Source organism: Mumia flava (assembly GCF_002797495.1).
GTDB lineage: Bacteria > Actinomycetota > Actinomycetes > Propionibacteriales > Nocardioidaceae > Mumia > Mumia flava.
This window is the reverse complement of record NZ_PGEZ01000001.1, coordinates 2,981,834-3,000,104: the sequence shown is the minus strand read 5'-3', so window position 1 is coordinate 3,000,104 and position 18,271 is coordinate 2,981,834. Positions and strand designations below refer to the sequence as shown.

The 18,271-nt window shown below is 72.5% G+C and carries 16 protein-coding genes; 4 read left to right on the top strand and 12 right to left on the bottom strand.

The window, feature by feature from the left end; translation table 11 throughout:
- Window positions 1-36 precede the first annotated feature (36 nt).
- Window positions 37-4,815, bottom strand: a complete 4,779-nt coding sequence (locus CLV56_RS13920; RefSeq protein ID WP_100414978.1) for an NAD-glutamate dehydrogenase — start codon at window positions 4,813-4,815, stop codon at window positions 37-39.
- Between the two features lie 87 nt (window positions 4,816-4,902).
- Here CLV56_RS13920 and CLV56_RS13915 point away from each other — a divergent pair, with 87 nt between their 5' ends.
- Window positions 4,903-5,394 (top strand): DUF2505 domain-containing protein, encoded by a 492-nt coding sequence (locus tag CLV56_RS13915; protein WP_039367695.1) that lies wholly within the window; start codon window positions 4,903-4,905, stop codon window positions 5,392-5,394.
- A 6-nt stretch (window positions 5,395-5,400) separates the two neighbouring features.
- On the opposite strand, the gene CLV56_RS13910 is transcribed toward CLV56_RS13915, so the two are convergent.
- From CLV56_RS13910 to CLV56_RS13885, 6 genes are all read right to left on the bottom strand, one after another.
- Entirely contained in the window at window positions 5,401-5,868 is a 468-nt protein-coding gene (locus CLV56_RS13910; protein ID WP_100414977.1) for an RDD family protein, read from the bottom strand.
- The gene (locus CLV56_RS13905; protein WP_157805165.1) at window positions 5,865-6,638 is read right to left on the bottom strand and encodes a hypothetical protein; all 774 of its coding nucleotides are present in this window, start codon (window positions 6,636-6,638) and stop codon (window positions 5,865-5,867) included. Before CLV56_RS13905 ends, CLV56_RS13910 begins: the two co-directional genes overlap by 4 nt.
- Before the next feature lie 103 nt (window positions 6,639-6,741).
- A complete protein-coding gene (locus CLV56_RS13900; RefSeq protein WP_039347059.1) occupies window positions 6,742-7,056 on the bottom strand; it encodes a hypothetical protein in 315 nt (104 codons plus the stop codon).
- Window positions 7,053-8,489 (bottom strand): wax ester/triacylglycerol synthase family O-acyltransferase, encoded by a 1,437-nt coding sequence (locus tag CLV56_RS13895; protein WP_039347057.1) that lies wholly within the window; start codon window positions 8,487-8,489, stop codon window positions 7,053-7,055. The genes CLV56_RS13900 and CLV56_RS13895 overlap by 4 nt, the downstream gene beginning before the upstream one ends.
- A gap of 9 nt (window positions 8,490-8,498) precedes the next feature.
- A complete protein-coding gene (locus CLV56_RS13890) occupies window positions 8,499-9,797 on the bottom strand; it encodes a CpaE/TadZ family protein (protein WP_039347056.1) in 1,299 nt (432 codons plus the stop codon).
- A complete protein-coding gene (locus CLV56_RS13885) occupies window positions 9,794-10,465 on the bottom strand; it encodes a hypothetical protein (protein WP_039347053.1) in 672 nt (223 codons plus the stop codon). The genes CLV56_RS13890 and CLV56_RS13885 overlap by 4 nt, the downstream gene beginning before the upstream one ends.
- A 101-nt stretch (window positions 10,466-10,566) precedes the next feature.
- On the opposite strand from CLV56_RS13885, the gene CLV56_RS13880 reads away from it, so the two are divergent.
- The gene (locus CLV56_RS13880) at window positions 10,567-10,818 is read left to right on the top strand and encodes a helix-turn-helix domain-containing protein (RefSeq protein ID WP_039347049.1); all 252 of its coding nucleotides are present in this window, start codon (window positions 10,567-10,569) and stop codon (window positions 10,816-10,818) included.
- Here CLV56_RS13880 and CLV56_RS13875 read toward each other — a convergent pair.
- Complete coding sequence (locus CLV56_RS13875; RefSeq protein WP_039347046.1) at window positions 10,802-11,311, bottom strand: hypothetical protein; 510 nt, start codon at window positions 11,309-11,311, stop codon at window positions 10,802-10,804. The genes CLV56_RS13880 and CLV56_RS13875 overlap by 17 nt on opposite strands.
- A 98-nt stretch (window positions 11,312-11,409) precedes the next feature.
- Here CLV56_RS13875 and CLV56_RS13870 point away from each other — a divergent pair, with 98 nt between their 5' ends.
- Entirely contained in the window at window positions 11,410-12,258 is an 849-nt protein-coding gene (locus CLV56_RS13870) for a LysM peptidoglycan-binding domain-containing protein (protein WP_039347042.1), read from the top strand.
- Window positions 12,255-12,779: an Rv3235 family protein gene (locus tag CLV56_RS13865; RefSeq protein ID WP_039347039.1), complete on the top strand. Its 525-nt coding sequence runs from the start codon at window positions 12,255-12,257 to the stop codon at window positions 12,777-12,779. Before CLV56_RS13870 ends, CLV56_RS13865 begins: the two co-directional genes overlap by 4 nt.
- Window positions 12,780-12,802: 23 nt before the next feature.
- Here the strand turns inward: CLV56_RS13865 and secA are convergent, their stop codons facing one another.
- The 4 genes from secA to hpf all read right to left on the bottom strand — a co-directional run bounded on the left by secA (window position 12,803) and on the right by hpf (window position 18,226).
- Window positions 12,803-15,532 (bottom strand): preprotein translocase subunit SecA, encoded by a 2,730-nt coding sequence (gene secA, locus CLV56_RS13860; RefSeq protein ID WP_039347036.1) that lies wholly within the window; start codon window positions 15,530-15,532, stop codon window positions 12,803-12,805.
- Between the two features lie 115 nt (window positions 15,533-15,647).
- Window positions 15,648-16,859 carry a winged helix-turn-helix domain-containing protein gene (locus CLV56_RS13855; protein ID WP_039347033.1) on the bottom strand — a complete coding sequence of 404 codons (1,212 nt, stop codon included), beginning with the start codon at window positions 16,857-16,859 and terminating at the stop codon, window positions 15,648-15,650.
- Entirely contained in the window at window positions 16,856-17,527 is a 672-nt protein-coding gene (locus tag CLV56_RS13850) for a response regulator (protein WP_039347030.1), read from the bottom strand. The genes CLV56_RS13855 and CLV56_RS13850 overlap by 4 nt, the downstream gene beginning before the upstream one ends.
- A gap of 27 nt (window positions 17,528-17,554) precedes the next feature.
- Window positions 17,555-18,226, bottom strand: a complete 672-nt coding sequence (gene hpf / locus CLV56_RS13845) for a ribosome hibernation-promoting factor, HPF/YfiA family (protein ID WP_039347027.1) — start codon at window positions 18,224-18,226, stop codon at window positions 17,555-17,557.
- Between the last annotated feature and the right edge of the window lie 45 nt (window positions 18,227-18,271).

Genomic DNA, 18,271 nt, shown 5'->3' with positions numbered 1-18,271 from the left:
TAGTGAACCACAGAACCTTGGTCAGGTCGAGAGCCTTCAGGTCAGCAGCGTGCGCACGACCCGCAGGCCCACCGAGAGACGCGCCAGGTCGGGGGTGTCGGCGCCCCAGATCTCCTCGAGCGTCTCCTCGGCCCGCGCCAGGACCGCAGCCTCCGACTCCCCCCAGGCCTTGACCCGCTCGTGCGGCGACTGCTCGGGGTCGGTGGAGGCGAGGACCTGGCGGGTCAGCTCCGCCTGCACGCCCATCAGGTCGTCGCGCAGCGCCGCCCGCGCCATCGAGCGCCAGCGGTCGTCGCGCGGCAGCGCCTGGACCCGATGGCTCAGCAGGTCGAGCCCGAGCTGCTGGGACAGCTCGAAGAACACCCGCCCGACCTCGTCGGCGTCGGCACCGGAGCCGAGCGCCACGTCCGCGACCGCGATCGCGGCGTACGCCGTGGGCAGTGCCGCGAACTCCCGCGCGTCCTGCTCCGGCACGCCGGACGCGGCGTAGGAGTCGACGCGCTCCTGCCACGCCTCCCGCTCCCGACCGACCATCAGCTCGGGCAGCTCGCGCCGCAGCCGGTGCACGACCGGGTCGAAGTGCGTCACCGTCTCGTCGACGTCGGCGTAGCGCCGGTGGTTGATCAACCAGCGCGCCATCCGCTCGACCAGCGCCTGGACCGCGCCGCGCATCTGCTCCTGGACGTCGGAGCCGACCCGGTTGTTCAGGGTGTCGACCCGCTCGACGAGCTCGCCCTCACCGCAGATCTCCGCGGCGATCGACCGCGCCCGGGCCAGGTCCGAGGCCGATGCTCCGGTCTCGCCGGACAACCGGTGGAAGAACGAGATGCCCGCCCGGTCCACCATCTCGTTCGCCACCGCGGTGACGACGATCTCCTTGCGCAGCGGGTGGGCGAGCATCTCCTGGCGGTAGTCCTGCCGCAGCGCCTCGGGGAAGTAGCGGTACAGGTGCGCACGGTAGTAGTCGTCGCTCACCAGGCCGGAGTCCATCAGCTCGTCGGTCAGGACGATCTTCGTGTACGCGAGCAGCACCGCGAGCTCCGGCGCCGTCATCCCGACTCCCTGCGACCGCCGTTCGGCCAGCTGCTTGTCCGACGGCAGGTCCTCGAGCCCACGGTCCAGGTAGCCCGCCTTCTCCAGCCGCATCATCCAACCGGCGTGCGCGTGCAGGAGACTCACCGAGTCGGCGACCGAGCCGGCGAGCGACACGTTCTGCGCGTCGTTGTGCTCGAGCACCAGGCGCGCCACGTCGTCGGTCATCGTCGCCAGCAGGCGGTCGCGGGCCTGGGGCTCGAGGTCGCCGCGGTCGACCACCCGGTCCAGGAGGATCTTGATGTTGACCTCGTGGTCCGAGGTGTCGACCCCGGCCGAGTTGTCGATGAAGTCGGTGTTGATCCGTCCCCCGGCCAGCGCGTACTCGATCCGGCCCAGCTGGGTCAGCCCGAGGTTGCCGCCCTCGCCGACGCAGCGGCAGCGCAGCTCCGCGCCGTCGACGCGGATGGTGTTGTTGGCCTTGTCGCCCACGTCGGCGTGCGACTCGGTCGACGCCTTGACGTAGGTGCCGATCCCGCCGTTCCACAACAGGTCGACCGGGGCGAGCAGGATCGCCCGCAGCAGCTCCGGCGGACGCATCGAGTCCACGTCGTCGTCGATCCCGAGCGCCTCGCGCATCTGCACCGAGACCGGGATCGACTTGGCCGTGCGGGAGAACACCCCACCGCCGGCGCTGATCAGGTCGCGGTCGTAGTCGTCCCAGCTCGACCGGGGCAGCGCGAACATCCGCTGCCGCTCGACGAACGAGCGCGCCGCGTCCGGATCGGGGTCGACGAAGATGTGCCGGTGGTCGAACGCCGCGACCAGGCGCGTGTGCTCCGAGAGCAGCATCCCGTTGCCGAACACGTCGCCCGACATGTCGCCGACCCCGACGCAGGTGAAGTCCTCCCGCTGGCAGTCGACCCCCATCTCGCGGAAGTGCCGCTGCACCGACACCCAGGCGCCGCGCGCGGTGATCCCCATCTCCTTGTGGTCGTAGCCCGCCGACCCGCCCGAGGCGAACGCGTCACCGAGCCAGAACCCGCGGTCGAGCGAGATCCGGTTCGCGATGTCGGAGAAGCTCGCGGTCCCCTTGTCCGCGGCCACGACGAGGTACGAGTCGTCGCCGTCGTGCCGCACGAGGTCCGGCGGCGGGACCACCGCGTCGCCGACCCGGTTGTCGGTCAGGTCGAGCATCGCCGAGACGAACGTCTCGTAGCACGCGATCCCCTCCGCCTGCCAGGCCTGCCGATCCTTGGCCGGATCGGGCAGGCGCTTGCAGAAGAACCCGCCCTTCGCCCCGACGGGCACGATCACGGCGTTCTTCACCATCTGCGCCTTGACCAGCCCGAGCACCTCCGTGCGGAAGTCGTCGCGACGGTCCGACCAGCGCAGCCCGCCGCGCGCGACCGCACCGAAGCGCAGGTGGACGCCCTCGACGCGGGGCGAGTAGCAGAAGATCTCGTACGCGGGCCGCGGCTCGGGCAGGTCCGGGATGTCGCGCGGAGACAGCTTGAACCCCACGTACGAGCGGGGCCTCCCCCGGTCGTCCCGCTGGAAGAACGACGTGCGCAGCGTCGCGCGGATCAGTGTCCGGTACGAGCGCAGCACGCGGTCCGCGTCCAGCCCCTCGACGTCGTCCAGCAGCGTGCGCAGCAACGACTCGACCCCGTCGACCGACGTGCCCCGGTCGCCCTCGCGAGCCGGGTCGAAGCGCGCCTCGAACAGGTCGAGCAGGCACCGCACCGCAGCCGTCTCGGCCAGCAGCACCGCCTGCAGGGACTCCGGGCTGAACGGCGTCCCGGCCTGCTGCATGTAGCGGGCATAGGCACGGAGCACCACGACCTGGCGCCACGACAGCTCGGCGGCGAGCACCAGACGGTTGAACCCGTCGACCTCCGCGCGATCCTCCCAGCACGCGACGAAGGCGTCGGTCAGCCGCGCGAGACCGGCGTCGTCGGGTCGTCCGGACACCCGTGCCGAGAACGCGTACACCCACACCGGGCGGGGCCGGCTGGCCCACTCGTACGGCCGCTCGTCCAGCACGTCCACGCCGAGCGACGCGAACACCGGCAGCACGTCGGTCAGCGCCGCCGGCGCGGTCGTGCACAGGCGCAGCGTCAGCGACACGGGGTCGTCGGGATCACGCAGCACCCGCACCGCGATGTCGCGACCGGCGGCGAGCATCGAGCGGACCGCGATCAGGTCGTCGACGGCCTCCGACGGGCTCACGTCCTCGGTGTAGTTGGCACCGAACGCCCCTTCGAACCCGGCGAGCGTCTCCGCCGTGCGCGACGAGCCGAGCCGCGCGTCGACGGCGTCGGCGAGACCGTCCTCCCACGAGCGCACCACCGCCGCGACGTCCGCCTGGAGGCGGTCGGCGTCCAGCGTCCCGAGCGCGTTGCCCCGCCGTGGCCGGACCACCAGGTTGACCCGCGCGAGCCGCGACTCGCTCACCCACACGCTGTAGTCGATCGTGGGGTCCCCGCCGACCCGCTCGGCGACCATCCGCTCCACCTCGCGCCGGACCGTCGTGGTGTAGCGGTCGCGCGGCAGGTACACCAGCACCGACAGGAACCGGTCGTAGGTGTCACGCCGGACGAACAGCCGGACCTGGCGTCGCTCCTGGAGATGGATCAACGTCTCCGCGATGTGCGCCAGCGAGTCCGCGGGCACCTGGAAGAGCTCGTCGCGCGGGTAGGTCTCGAGCAGGTCCAGGATCGCCTTCGCGGCATGGCTGTCCGGCTCGTACCCGAGAGCCGTCACCACCCCGGCGACCTTGCTCGACAGGATCGGGATCCGCGTCACGCTGCCGGTGTACGCCGACGACGCGAGCAGGCCGAGGAAGCGACGCTCCCCGACCACGTTGCCGGCCGCGTCGAACGTCTTCACGCCGATGTAGTCGAGGTACGCGGTGCGGTGCACGGTGGCGCGGGAGTTCGCCTTCGTGATCACCAGCAGGGTCCGTTCGCGGGCCCGCGCGCGGACCTGCGGCGGCAGCCGGTCGAACGACGAGCCGTCGCGTCCGCGGCTGCGCGACGGCGTCCTCAGGATGCCCAGACCGCTGGATCCCACCGGCGCGAGACGCTCGTCGCCCGGCTCCCCGACCAGGTCGTACTCCCGATAGCCCAGGAACGTGAAGTTGTCGTCCGCGAGCCACGCGAGCAGCTGAGCGGCCTCCTGCACCTCGTCGTGCGGCAGCCGCGGCGGGTCGGATCGCAGCTCCGCGACGATCTCACGGGCACGGGAGCGCATCGGGTCCCAGTCGTCGTTGACGACCGCGACGTCGCGCAGCACCCGTCGGACCCCCGCCTCGATCGTGCTCGCGGCGTCCGGGTCGTCGACCGCGTCGATCTCGAGATGCATCCACGACTCGCGGACACCGACGTCCGCGGCGCCGTGGGGGCCCAGGAAGCTGAGCAGACGCCCGTCGGCGTCCCGCTCGACCACCGGCTGCGGGTGCACCAGCCAGTCGACCTCGTAGCCGGCGCGGCCGAGGTACCCCACGGTGGAGTCGACCAGGAACGCACGGTCGTCGGTGACGACCTGGAGGACGAGGTGCCCCCCGGCGTCCCAGCCGTCCTCGCGGCCCTCCGGCCGCCACACCTTGACGAGGGTCTCACCGGGGCGGCGGCGCGCCGCCAGCTCGGCGTGGTTGCGGACGGCGCCCACCAGGCGCGCGCGGCTGCGCCGGGCGGTCTCCTCCTCGGGAACGTGCAGGTAGTAGCTGTGCAGCATGGCGTCGACGATCTCGTCGACGTCGTGCGATCGGTCGAGGGACACCGTTGTCCCCTCCTTCGCGTACGTCGGGATGACTCCCCAGCACACTAACCTTCGACGGTCGGGGACCGGCTGGCATGATGGCTTCCCATGAAGCTGCGCGAGTCCGCCGAGTACCCCGGGGCCACCTGCGAACAGGTGTTCGCGCTGGTCACCGACGACGACTTCCGGGCCGAGGTCTGCGAGAAGATCGACGCGATCGCCTACGAGGTCACCGTCACCCACGAGGGCGAGGACACCCGCATCGTGATCGACCGGACCCTGCCCGCCGACCTGCCGGACTTCATCAAGAAGCTCACCGGCGACGTCGTCGACGTCCGCCAGACCGAGGTCTGGGGACCCGCCGACGCCGACGGTGTGCGGCACGGGCGGATCGACATGGTGGTGAAGGGTCAGCCGGCGTCGATGGCGGCCACCGGCACGATCCGCCGTACGGCCTCGGGCGCCGAGGTGCTCGTCGAGGGCGAGGTCACCGTGAAGATCCCGTTCATCGGCAAGAAGGTCGAGCCGATGATCGGGCAGGTGATCAGTGCGGCTCTGCGCACCGAGGCCGAGCAGGGCCGCCTCCGGCTCCAGGCCTGAGGGCCCTCACACGGTCGCGGCGCTGCTGCGCCAGGCGTAGACGACGCTCGTGCGGGTGAGCAGGTCCTGCACCGAGCGGGAGCGGTGGTCGACCGCCGACCAGAACAGGCCGACCGGGAACGCCACGACGATCAGCCCGCGCAGCATCGCTCGCGGGAGCCGCACCCGCTCGCCGTGGTGGACCACCCGCACGCCCATCAGCACCCCTCCGAGCGTCCGCCCGCTCGTAGCCCAGCACGTCACCAGGTAGACGAACAGGTAGGCCGCGCCGAGGGCGAGGAACACGATGAAGGGCCACCGCGGCCAGCTCCAGCCCACCGGGTTGACCAGGAACGACAAGGCGGCCACCGCCGCGTACGTCCCCGCCGCCGCAGCCACGCCCAGCCCGTAGTCGACGGCACCGGCGATCGTGCGCGTCACCACACCGGCGGGACGGCCCTGGAGGTCGGCACCGGGGCCGTGCGAGGCGCTCACCGGGTGCCCGCGCTCTGCCGGCGCCGCCGCAGCAGGATGCGATCCACGACCCGGGCGACGGCCTCGTCGGCGCTCGCGGCACCGGTGCGGGCCTCCACGACCATGTCGGTCGCGATCCCGGTGGAGGACTCCCGGATGATCTCCGGCAGGTCGACGTCCTCGATCACCTCGTTCGCGAGCGCATCGAGATCGACGCGGTCGCGCACGAGCGCCGTGAGGTCCAACCCGTCGAGAACCTGCATCACGACGCGGTGCAGGTCGACGCGGTCGAGGACGGTCGCGGTGAGGTCGAGGTCGTCCAGCGCCGCGGCCACGACCTGCCCCAGGTCGACCTGCGTCAGGACCACGTCGGTCAGGTCCAGCGCACCCAGCGCCGCGCTCACCACACGCCCGAGGTCGACCCGTCCGGTCACGACCTCGGTGAGGTCGAGCTCGTCCAAGGCCACCGTCACCACCACCGCGAGATCGACCCGGTCGAGCACCAGGCGAGTCAGGTCGAGCTCGTCGAGCACCCGGTCGACCACGACCGGGACCAGCGCCCGCGCCGACCCGACGGCCCGACGGCCGAGCTCGCGACGGCGCTCCGCTCCGCGCGACGCCAGACGCGCGACGGCCGGCCCGGGCGCGACCGCGGCCGGCACCAGCGGCGGGTACGCAGCGCGCCGACCGAGCGCGACCAGAGCAGGTCCGGCGACGGCGCGCACCGCGACCACCCCGCGACCACCGAGCGTCGCGGCCAGGTCGGCCACGCCCACGACGAGGTCGGCCACCGGCACATCCGCTCCACCCGGGCGGTCGGCACGGGAGTCTGACGGTGACGGGTCCACCCCCCGAACCTAGTCCACCGGCGCCCCCTCGGCGCTGCAACGGCGCCTACTCCTCCGCGAGCAGCGTCTCCAGCTCCTGCGTCGCGTACCAGGCGAGGTCCTCACCGACGTGCAACGAGGCGACGTCCGCCCGGTCGACGTCACCGGGCGGCGTGACGGCGGCCGCCTCGACGGCCACCACCAGAGCCTCGCCCCACCGCTGCTCCGCCAGCTCCCCGGCCTCCACCATCGCGTCGTACTCGTCCTGCTCGTCCGTGCTCGCCGCCTCGACGACGGCGTACGAACCCGCCGCGAGCTGCCCGACGTCGCTGAGCGCCCGCAAGGCCGGCCGGTCGGTCGCGAGGTACGCGCGCCTGCTCATGCGCCCTCCTCGGACCGCGGCGCGGGGACGCCCCGGGGGGCACGCAGGCGGTTCGGGCTCGCCGTCTCGACGAGCTCGTCGAGCGCCTCGCGCAGGCACTGGCCCAGCACGTCGGCACCCGCGACCGCCTGCCGGTCCGCGAGCACGCCGTAGCCGACCTGTCCCTCGTAGGACGTCACGCCGATCGAGATCGTGTGGTCGCCCGACAGCGGGATCCCCGGGTAGGTCTCCGCGACCCGGGCGCCGGCGACGTACATCGGCTCGCGCGGGCCGGGGACGTTCGTGACCACCACGTCGTAGCTGTGCTCGGGCTGGCCCTGCGCGACGCGCGCCCCCACCGCGTGGAACGTCGTCGGAGCGAATCCGGGCAGCGATGCGAGGGTGTTCGCGGCGACCGCGACACCGGTCTCCTTGTGCGCCTTGAGCACGTAGGAGACCTGGTGCAGGCGGACGACCGGGTTCGACTCGCCGACCGGCAGGGCGAGCAGGTGACCACGCACGGTGCTGCCGTAGGAGGTGGGCAGCCCGTCGTCCGTGGCCACCGACATCGGCACCAGCGCGCGCACCCGCGTCGCGTCGGTCACCGGGAACCCCTGCGCCAGCAGGTAGCCCCGGATCGCACCGGCGACGGTGGCCATCACCACGTCGTTGACGGTGCCGCCGTGCACGTCGCGCACCTGCCGGTAGTCGTCGAGCGACGTGCTCACCGTGACGTAGCGTCGGTGCTGGCTGAGCCGTGCGTGGAACGGGCCGTCACCGTCCGGCCCGACCGCCTTGATCACCGGGAGGGTCTGCGCGAACCGGGTCAGGCGGGTCTGGGCACGGTCGAACCCGACGCCGACGCGGTCGATCGCCCGGGTCGGGTGCAGCGCCGCGTCGACGAGAGAGCCCGCGAGCAGCGAGCCACGCGGCGGGCGCGGGCGCGGAGCCCACCCGTCGGGCGGGACGTCGCGGTCGTGCGCCGACTCGTCGAGCAGCACCTGGGCGAGATCGACCGTCACGGACCCGTCGACCAGCGCCTGGTGGGACTTGATCAGCAGAGCGACCCGGTCCTGCTCGAGCCCCTCGATCAGGTAGGCCTCCCACAGCGGGCGGGAGACGTCGAGGCGGCGAGCGACGAGCCGGGCGACGAGCTCGCGCAGGCCCTCGTACGTCCCCGGTGCCGGCAGCGCGGACCGTCGTACGTGGTAGGTGAGATCGAACGCCTCGTCGTCGATCCAGACGGGCGGTCCCAGCCCGCCCGGCACCCCGACGACCCGCATCCGGTAGCGCGGGACGAGCGCGATCCGCTCCTCGATCACGCGCAGCAGCGTCTCGTAGTCGAACCGGCGGTCGCCGTGCTCGAGGATCAGCAGGGTCATCACCTGACGCGGCTCGTTCGAGGTCTCCTCCGCGAGGAAGGTGACGTCCAGAGGGTCGAGTCGGTGCGGCACGCAGACAGGCTACGCCAGTCGGAGCACGCCGGCCGTGATGTCGCGCGCCAGCCGCGTCAGCGACTGCCGCAGCGCGCTCGCCGGCACCGCCTCGGCCGGCGTGCGGCCGTGCACGAGACAGCGGTCGGTGGCCGTCCGGTCGAGCGCGACGAACGACCTCGGCTCCACCCCGGCGAGCCGACGCAGCGTCGACGTGATCTCCGCCTCGCTCCAGCCCAGGCTCCCTCGCACCTGGTTGACGACGACGACCGGCGGGTCGACCACGAGCTCGGCCAGGTCGAGCAGCGCGCGGCTGAGCCTCGCCAGCCCGACGGGGTCGGGGGTCCCGACCACCACCACGACGTCGGCCGCCAGCAGCGCCTCGCGGTTGAGCGACAGGCTGCGCCCGCGCGCGTCGTCGACCGCCTCGAGGCCGGGCCCCAGGTCGACCACCACGTCGCCCAGGCGGCGTCCGGTCTCGAGCACGATCTCCAGCGCCGCGGGGCGGATCCCGCCGGAGCGACGCGGGTGGCTCGGACCGGTGAGCACCGACAGGCGAGGCCCGACGCCGCGCAGGCACGCGAGCAGCCCGGCCTCGTCCAGCCGGCCCGCGGACGCCTGCCGCGCTGCCGCGAGCAGCCCGCTGACCTCGTCCAGCATGGCGAGCGCCTGCGCCTGGGAGCCGCCGCGCAGGTCGGCGTCCGCGAGGATCGTGTCACGACCTGCGGCGGCGAGCTCGCCGGCGAGCCCCAGCGCCACGGTGCTCCGGCCCGGCGCACCGTGCGGCCCCCAGACCGCGATCACGCGGCCGTCCGCGGAGCCGCCACCGCCGCCGGCCCCCTCCCGTCCGGCCTCCACGTGCCCGGCCCCCACGTGGCCGGTCACCTCGTCTCCCGGCGTCCCACCCGGCTCGACCGGGCGCGCGTGCGGCGCCCTGCCGGAGCCGCCGGCCGTGGCCGGCCCCGTCGACGCGCGCTCGGCCGAGCGCCGGCGAGCCAGCTCCGCGACCTGGTCGAGCTCGGTGAGGCTCAGCACGTGACCGATCCCGAGGGCGCCCGCTCGCTCTCGTGCGCTCCCCGGACCCGGCCCCTCGACCGCGGCGACCAGCACCTCCTGCTCAGCGATCCGACGCACGACGTCGGTGTCGAGACCTGGCAGCGACGCCGAGACCAGCGCGACCCGTACGCCTCCGCCGGCCGCCGTCGCCACGGCGTCGGCCACGTCGACGCAGCGCCGCACGACCACGAGGCCGTCGGCCGCCACGGCTGCCGCGACCAGGTCGGCCTCCCACGGCTCGCCCCCGGCCGCCAGCAGCACCGGGACGCTCACCGGTCGCCCCGGACCCGCACGAGGGTGACCCGGCCGTCACCGAGGGCGCCGATCGCCCCGGCCAGGGTGTCGCGCGACGAGGGCACGTCGACCAGGACGTGGCCCGCGGGGTCGCCCGAGAACGCGTCGGGCTCGCCGACCGACGCGACGACGACGTCGCGCAGGACCCGGCGTGCGGGTCCGCGCTCCCCCGAGTGCGGCGCGACCCAGACGTCGACCCGGTCGCCCGCAGCCAGGTCGGCAGGCATGGAACCGGCCGCGACCGGGACCGGCAGCTCGGCCGCCTCGGAGGCCTCCACGCTGGTCACCGCCGATCGCGGGACCAGCGACCCGGCCGGCATCGCGTGGGCCCACACGGCCTCGGTGTCCGCCGACAGGTCCTCGGAGGCGAGGGCGTAGCTCCCGAGACTGCCGTCCGGCAGCCTGGCCTCGGTCGGCTCGAGCACCGTCTCGGAGACCGGCTGGCCGGCCCGGACGTCGGTCCGGACGGTCCACACCGTCGTGGTGTCGGCGACCGAGGTCACCAGGAGCGCACCGAGGACCGCGGCGACGGCGACCAGCGCGATCCCGCCGAGCGTGCGCGGGTGCTGCCACCCCGGTCGGGTCAGGCGTCGGACGTCGGCGGGGCCGTGGGTCGGCGGGGAGGTCGTGGAGGCTGCGCGGGGCATGCGGACTATTCATGCCGTGCTCGGCGCGATCCGTCTACCCCTTGTCCACAGCCCGGCGGTCCGTCGTCGCGTGGGAGCCGGCGGCTGGCAGACTGTGACCCATGCCCATCGGTTCCTCGACCCCGCGTTTCCTCACGCTGGCCGACGTCGCCGAGGTGCTGAACGTCTCCGAGCGCCAGGCCTACGCCCTGGTCCGGCGCGGCGAGCTCCGTGCGATCAGGGTCGGCGGCAAGGGGACGTGGCGGGTCGAGACGAGCGCGCTGGAGGAGTACATCTCGGGCGCCTACCAGGCGGCTGCCGACCACATCGCGGCACACCCGTTCGCCGACGAGGACGTCAGCGCGGACATCTGAGCGCGACCACCGAAGCGAACGGCACGATCTCGCCCGCGATCTCGACGTAGTCCTTCCCGACCCGTGTCGGCGCGCCGTACAGCGTCGATCCGTCGATCAGGATGACGTGGACCTCGTCGGCGTCGCGGTGCAGCGCCGCCCAGGCGTAGCGCCACGACAGCCGCCGCTGGACCTCCCCGCGCGCGAGCGCCGGACTGCGCTCGTCCGAGCGCACCGAGGCGACCTGGTCCAGCGAGACGACCCAGTCGGTGAGGGCGTCGTGGTGGACCAGGATCCACTGCGCCGTCGCGAGCGCGAGCTCGCCGCGGACGACCCCGGCCCCGTTGACGCGAACCTGCACCGTCGTCCCCAGGCACCGGTCGACCCAGGAGACCTCGGCGCTGCGCTCCTGCGCGAGCTCGTCGATCAACCGGTCGCGGTCGGCGAGGTCGGCGCCCTCGGCCTGCTGGAGGAGGTCGGACTCGAGGTCGGCGAGGCGTTCGGACCAGGTCATGGCGGAACTCTAGCGAGCAGCCTCGTCCTGTGGACAACCGATTGACAGCGTCATCAGACGTAGGCAAACGTAAGTCAACGTCATGAAAGGAGAGTCCCATGCGTCGTGCTGCGACCGTCGTGCTCGCGCTCGCGCCGGTGGTGCTGTCGGTCTGGCTCGTGCCCAGGGCGAGCGCAGCCGCCCTGGTCCTCGCCGCGACGTTCGACCCCTCGGTGCGGCAACCGGCCGGAGCCGGAGCAACCCCGGGCGACGCGACCGCCGCCGCGCTCGCCGCGATCCCCACGGTGGTCGCCGCGGTGGCGACCGGCTGGCTGGCCGCGACCGTCCTGCTCGCCTGTCTCGCCCGCGTGCTCGGCACCGGGACGGGCTGGCTGCTCCGCGCGACCCCACGGCCGTGGCGCTGGGTGATCATGACGCTGGCCGGCTGTTCGACGATCGCGCTCGCACCGACCTCGGTGGCCGCCGACGGGTCGAGCGCACACCCGGGACGCGCGGAGCGCGCCCCGCTCGAACGGGTCGTGGGTCTCGCGCTCCCGGACCGTCCGGCACGGTCGGTCGTCCGGGCCTCCGACGCCCCGCCCGCCGACCGCAGCCGCCCTGCCCTGCCTGAGGTGCGCCCGCGCACGAGCGCACCGGGATCCGGTGGACACTACGTCGTCCGCGCCGGCGACTCGCTGTGGTCGATCGCCGCTCGCGAGCTGGCCGGCTCCCGCCGCTCGGCCACCGTCCGCGTCGTCGACCGCCGTTGGCGCCGCTGGTACGCCGCGAACCGCTCCGTCGTCGGTCCCGATCCCGACCTCCTCGTGCCTGGCACGCCGCTGCGACCGCCCGGGCGGACCACAGCACGCCGACCGACGTCCGCGGCGGCGGGCGACGCGGCACGACCGTCCCGCAGCCCAGCAGCCACGACCCTCACCGACCCCCGTGAGCACCGAGGAGACCGATGACCATCCGCAGCACCGACCTGACGCTCGTCCGTGGCGACCACCCGGCACCGATCCCCCAGGTCCGCGGCCAGTGGGCCCTGCCGCTGACCGACGGCGCGAACGCTCTCGCGCTCGATGCTCCACCACGTCCCGACGTGCGGGTGGGGCCGCCACCGGTACGCCTGCGCGCGGTCGAGGACGAGGACCTCGCGGCGCGCGGCGCCCGACTGGTCCAGGCGGTCCTCGAGGTGCAGGCCGGCACCCGACCTCTCGGGCAGCTGGCACGCGTGCTCCGGACCGACGTGCACGACCAGCTCCAGCGTCGCCTGACCCTGCTCGCACGCACCCGACGCCCGCGGCCGACACCTCCGCCGCGTGCCCGGGTCGCCTCGGCCCGGGCCTACCAGCCGCACCCCGACGCCGCGGAGATCAGCGTCCGGGTCGTCCAGGACGGACGGTCGCGCGCCGTCGCCGCGCGGATCGAGTACGACCGCGAGCGACGCGAGCCGACCTGGGTCTGCACGGCGTTCTGCTGGAGCTGACCGGCCCGTGCGGACCGGCCGGGTCAGCGGTTGCGCTTGCGCGACTTGCGCTGCTGCTTGGCCTTCTGCCGGGCCCGCGCCTTCGCCTTGTCCTGACGGGCACGCTCGTTGGCGTCGGCCGACGGCGCGTCGTCCTCCTCGTCCACGGTCTCCACCTCGACCTCGCCGGTCTCGGTGGGGCCGCTGTAGGTCAGGTGCTCCTCGTGCTCGACCTCGAGGCCCTTGGCCGAGACCGACGTCTCCCCCGCCTCGCCGTCCTCGGCCACCTCGACGTCGACGTTGAAGAGGTAGCCGACCGACTCCTCCTTGATCGCGTCCATCATCGCGGTGAAGAACTCGTGGCCCTCGCGCTGGTACTCGACGAGCGGGTCGCGCTGGGAGTAGGCCCGCAGCCCGATGCCCTCGCGCAGGTAGTCCATCTCGTAGAGGTGCTCGCGCCACTTGCGGTCGACCACCGAGAGGACGACCCGGCGCTCGAGCTCGCGGACGACCTCCTCGCCGAGGGCGGCCTCACGCTTCTCGTAGGCCGCGGCGGCGTCGGCGGTGAGCGCCTCGCTGAGGACCTCGCGGGTCAGACCGGAACGACCACCGTGCGCCTCCTCGAGCTCGGCCACCGAGACCGAGACCGGGTAGAGCGTCTTCAGGCCCGTCCACAGGGCGTCCAGGTCCCACTCGTCCGGGAAGCCCACGGCGACGCCGTTCACGTACCCCGACACCGTGTCGGTGATCATCGTCCGGACCCACTCGCTCAGGTCGGCGCCCTCGAGCACACGCCGGCGCTCGCCGTAGATCACCTCGCGCTGACGGTTCATCACGTCGTCGTACTTGAGGATGTTCTTGCGGGTCTCGAAGTTCTGCCCCTCGACCTGCCCCTGGGCCGAGGCGATGGCGTTCGTGACGCTCTTCTTCTCGATCGGGACGTCGTCCGGGACCTTCAGCGACGTGAGGATGAAGTCGACCCAGTCGGCCTTGAAGAGCCGCATCAGGTCGTCCTGAAGCGACAGGTAGAACCGCGTGTCGCCCGGGTCGCCCTGACGGCCCGAACGACCACGGAGCTGGTTGTCGATGCGGCGGGACTCGTGCCGCTCGGTGCCGATCACCGCGAGACCGCCGAGCGCCACGACCTCGTCGTGGTCCTCGGCGACCTGCTTCTCGATCTCCGCGACCTTGTCGGGCCACGCGGCCTCGTACTCCTCGGGTGTCTCGACCGGGTCGAGTCCCTTCTCGCGCAGCGCCTGGTCGGCCAGGAACTCGACGCTGCCGCCGAGCATGATGTCGGTGCCGCGGCCGGCCATGTTCGTGGCGACCGTGACGGCACCCTTGTGGCCGGCGACGGCGACGACGGCCGCCTCGCTCGCGTGCTGCTTCGCGTTCAGCACCTGGTGCGGGATCCGCCGCTTCTTCAGCAGCTTCGAGAGCCGCTCCGACTTCTCGACGCTGGTCGTGCCGACCAGGATCGGCTGACCCGCCTCGTGCCGCTCGGCGATGTCGTCCACGACCGCGTCGAACTTCGCGTCCTCGGTCCGGTAGACCAGGTCCTTGTGGTCGGTCCGGGCGATCGGCTTGTTGGTCGGGATCGGGACGACGCCGAGACCGTAGATCTTGTCGAACTCGCTGGCCTCGGTCATCGCCGTGCCGGTCATGCCGGACAGCTTGGAGTAGAGCCGGAAGTAGTTCTGCAGCGTGATCGTGGCGAGGGTCTGGTACTCCTCGCGGATCTGGACCCGCTCCTTCGCCTCGATCGCCTGGTGCAGGCCCTCGTTGTAGCGGCGGCCCTCGAGGATGCGCCCGGTGTGCTCGTCGACGATCAGGACCTCGCCGTTGATCACGACGTAGTCCTTGTCGCGCTTGAACAGCTCCTTGGCCTTGATCGCGTTGTTGAGGAACGAGATCAGCGGGGTGTTGACGGCGTCGTAGAGGTTGTCGATGCCCAGGTGGTCCTCGACCTTCTCGATGGCCGGCTCCAGCACCGAGATGGTCCGCTTCTTCTCGTCGACCTCGTAGTCCTCGTCGACGCTCATCGGCCCGACGATCGTGGAGAACTCGCCGTACCACTTCACCTCGTCCTGCGTCGGACCGGAGATGATCAGCGGCGTGCGCGCCTCGTCGATCAGGATCGAGTCGACCTCGTCCACGATCGCGAAGTTGTGCCCGCGCTGGACGCACTCGTCCAGGCTGTCGGCCATGTTGTCGCGCAGGTAGTCGAAGCCGAGCTCGTTGTTCGTCGCGTAGGTGATGTCGGCGTGGTACGCCTCGCGCCGACGGTTCGGGGGCATCGACGGGAGGATCACGTCGGTCGTCAGGCCCAGGAACCCGAAGACGCGGCCCATCCACTCGGCGTGGTACTTGGCGAGGTAGTCGTTGACCGTCACGACGTGCACGCCCTTGCCCGACAGGGCGTTCAGGTAGCTCGGCAGCGTCGCCACCAACGTCTTGCCCTCACCGGTCTTCATCTCGGCGATGTTGCCGAGGTGCAGCGCTGCGCCGCCCATGATCTGGACGTCGAAGTGGCGCTGACCGAGGACGCGCTTGGCCGCCTCACGCACCGTGGCGAACGCCTCCGGCATGAGGTCGTCCAAGGTCTCCCCGGCCTCGAGCCGCTCCTTGAACTCGTCGGTCATCGCCCGCAGCTCCTCGTCGCTGAGCGAGACGAAGTCGTCCTCGAGGGCGTTGACCTGCTTCACGATGGCCTGCAGCTGGCGAAGGATCTTGCCTTCACCAGCGCGCAGGATCTTGTCGATCACCTTGGGCACGGAAACGCACTCCTGAGAACTTGCGGGGAAGCCGCAGCGGCCGGGCCGGTGGCCAGCGACGGCAGATCGCCTCCATCCTAGGCGACCGCCAGGCGCAACCGTACCCCTGTCGGTGTCACGAACGAGCGACGGCCGCGGCCAGCGCGCTGCTCAGGTCCCCCAGCGGCTCGACGACCACGTCGTCCAGTCCGAGCCATCCGCCGAGGGCACGCAGGTGGTCCGCGAGCCGGTCGGCGACCCGGTCGACGTCGATCCCGGACTCGCCCCACGCGGCCTTCACCAGCAGCCGCCCACCGGGCCGGTCGGCCTTCAGGTCCACCCGCGCGACCAGGGCCTCGTCGAGCAGGAACGGCAGCACGTAGTAGCCGTGGACCCGGCGCGAGGCCGGGACGTAGATCTCGATCCGGTAGCGGAACCCGAACAGGCCCTCGGTCCGCGACCGCTCCCACACCAGCGGGTCGAACGGGCTCAGCAGCGCCTCCGCGCGCACGCGCCGAGGCACTCGTGCGGAGGCGGCGAGGTAGCCGGGCCGGCTCCACCCCTGCACCGCCACCTCGACCAGCTCGCCGGACTCGACCAGCTCGGCGACCGCCCGACGAGTCTGACCGACGGGCATCCGGAAGTAGTCACGCAGCTGCGCCTCGGTCGCCACCCCGTGCGAGGCGGCCGCCCGACGGACCAGCGCACGACCAGCCTCCGCCTCGCTCAGCGCCGGCGCCTCCCACCACCGGGCGGGGACCACCCGCTCGGCGACGTCGAAGACCCGCTCGAAGGCCTGGTTGCGCCGGACGACGGCGATCTCCCCGGAGAGGAAGAGATACTCGAGCGCACGCTTCGTCAGCGACCAGTTCCAGCCCCAGTGCTCCTTCGACCGGGCACCGGTCGCCTCCTCGAGGTCGCGCGAGGTGACCGGGCCCCGGTCGCGCACCCGGGCCAGGAGATCGTCGGCGACCGCCGGCCGCCCGGCCCCGCCGGACCACGCGTGCCCGTCGCGGCGGTACTCGTCCATCCGGTGCCGCATCACGGGCCAGAGGTCGACCGGCATGTAGGCGGCCACGTGCGCCCAGTACTCGACGAGGCAGCGCGGCGAGCGCTCGGCGGCGGTGTGCAGCAGGTCGGGATCGTAGGGTCCGACCCGGCTGAACAGCGGTAGGTAGTGTGCGCGCTGCAGGACGTTCACCGAGTCGATCTGGAGCACGCCCGTGCGCGCGACCGCACGGTCGATCGTGCGTGCCGTGACCTTGCGGTGCGGAGGGTCGGCGAATCCCTGCGCGGCGAGCGCGACCCGGCGAGCGGTCGCCGCGGACAGCGGTCGGGCCGCCGTCATGGGTCGAGCAGCCGCTCGCGCACGGCGTACGTCGCCGCCTCGACCCGGGAACGGAGCTGGAGCTTCTCCAGGATGTTGCGGACGTGGTTCTTCACGGTGTTCTCGCTGATGAACAGCTCGCCGGCGATCTCACGGTTGTTGCGCCCCATCGCCACCAGCCGCAGCACCTCGAGCTCACGGTCGCTCAGGTGGGTCGCACGCGCGGGCTCGCCCTCGCGGCTGGCCATCTGGCGGAACTCCTCCAGCAGGCGGGTGGCCATCGGCGGGCTGATCAGCGACTGGCCGGTCGCCACCTTGCGCACGGCGTCGCTGACCTGGTCGACCGAGGAGTCCTTGAGCAGGTAGCCCGCCGCGCCGTTGCGGACCGAGTCGAACAGGTCCGCCTCCTCGTCGCTCGCCGTCAGCATCACGATGCGCGCCGACGGAGCGACCGCCTTGATCGCCGCCGCGGCCTGCGGCCCGCTCATCCCGGGCATCCGGACGTCGAGCAGCACCACGTCCGGAGCGCTGCGCGCCGCCGCCTCCACACCCGACGGACCGTCGTGCGCCTCCTCGATCACCATCCCGGGCTCGGCGGACAGCACCAGCCGCAGGCCGCGGCGGAAGAGCTCCTGGTCATCGACCAGCAGCACCTGCAGCGGCTCGGCAGCCTCGTCGGGAGCGTCCATCGCCCCCGATCATGCCACCGCCCACCGTCAGCCGGACGCCGCGTCGATGCCGGGCGCGCCGATGTCGTGCGCGGCGGCCGCCGACGGATCGAGGTGGATCACCCCGTAGTCGTAGCCGTGCCGCCGGTACACCACGCTCGGGTGGCCGGAGTCCTTCTCGACGAACAGGTAGAAGTCGTGGCCGACCAGCTCCATCTCGTAGAGCGCCTGGTCGAGCGTCATCGGGGCCGCCCGGTGGGTCTTCTCCCGCACCACCAGCGGACCCTCACCGCGGACCTCGACCGGGCCGGCGTAGTGGACGGCGTCGATCGGCTCCTCCTCGACCGCCTCCGCACCGTCGCCGTTCGTCGCGGCGAACTCCGCCACCGACATGGGCGTGCGGTTGCCGTGGTGCACCCGCCGTCGGTCGGCGGCCTTGCGCAGTCGCGCCTCGAGCTTGTCGATCGCGCCGTCGAGCGCCGCCAGGTGCTCGTCGGCGCAGGCCTCGGCCCGGATCACCGGGCCACGGGTGCGGACCGTGATCTCCACTCGCGCCGCCCGGTCGCTCTGCCGGGGGTTGCGCTCCTTGCAGGCCTCGACGACGACGCGCTGGATCTTCTTGCGCTGGTCGTGCTTCTCGATGCGGCGCATCTTCTCGTCGACGTAGTCCCGGAAACGCTGGCTGATCTCGCAGTTGTGGCCCTTGATCACGACTTCCACGAGGCCTCCTCGAGTGGGCGACCCACCACCGCGTCAGGGGTGGCC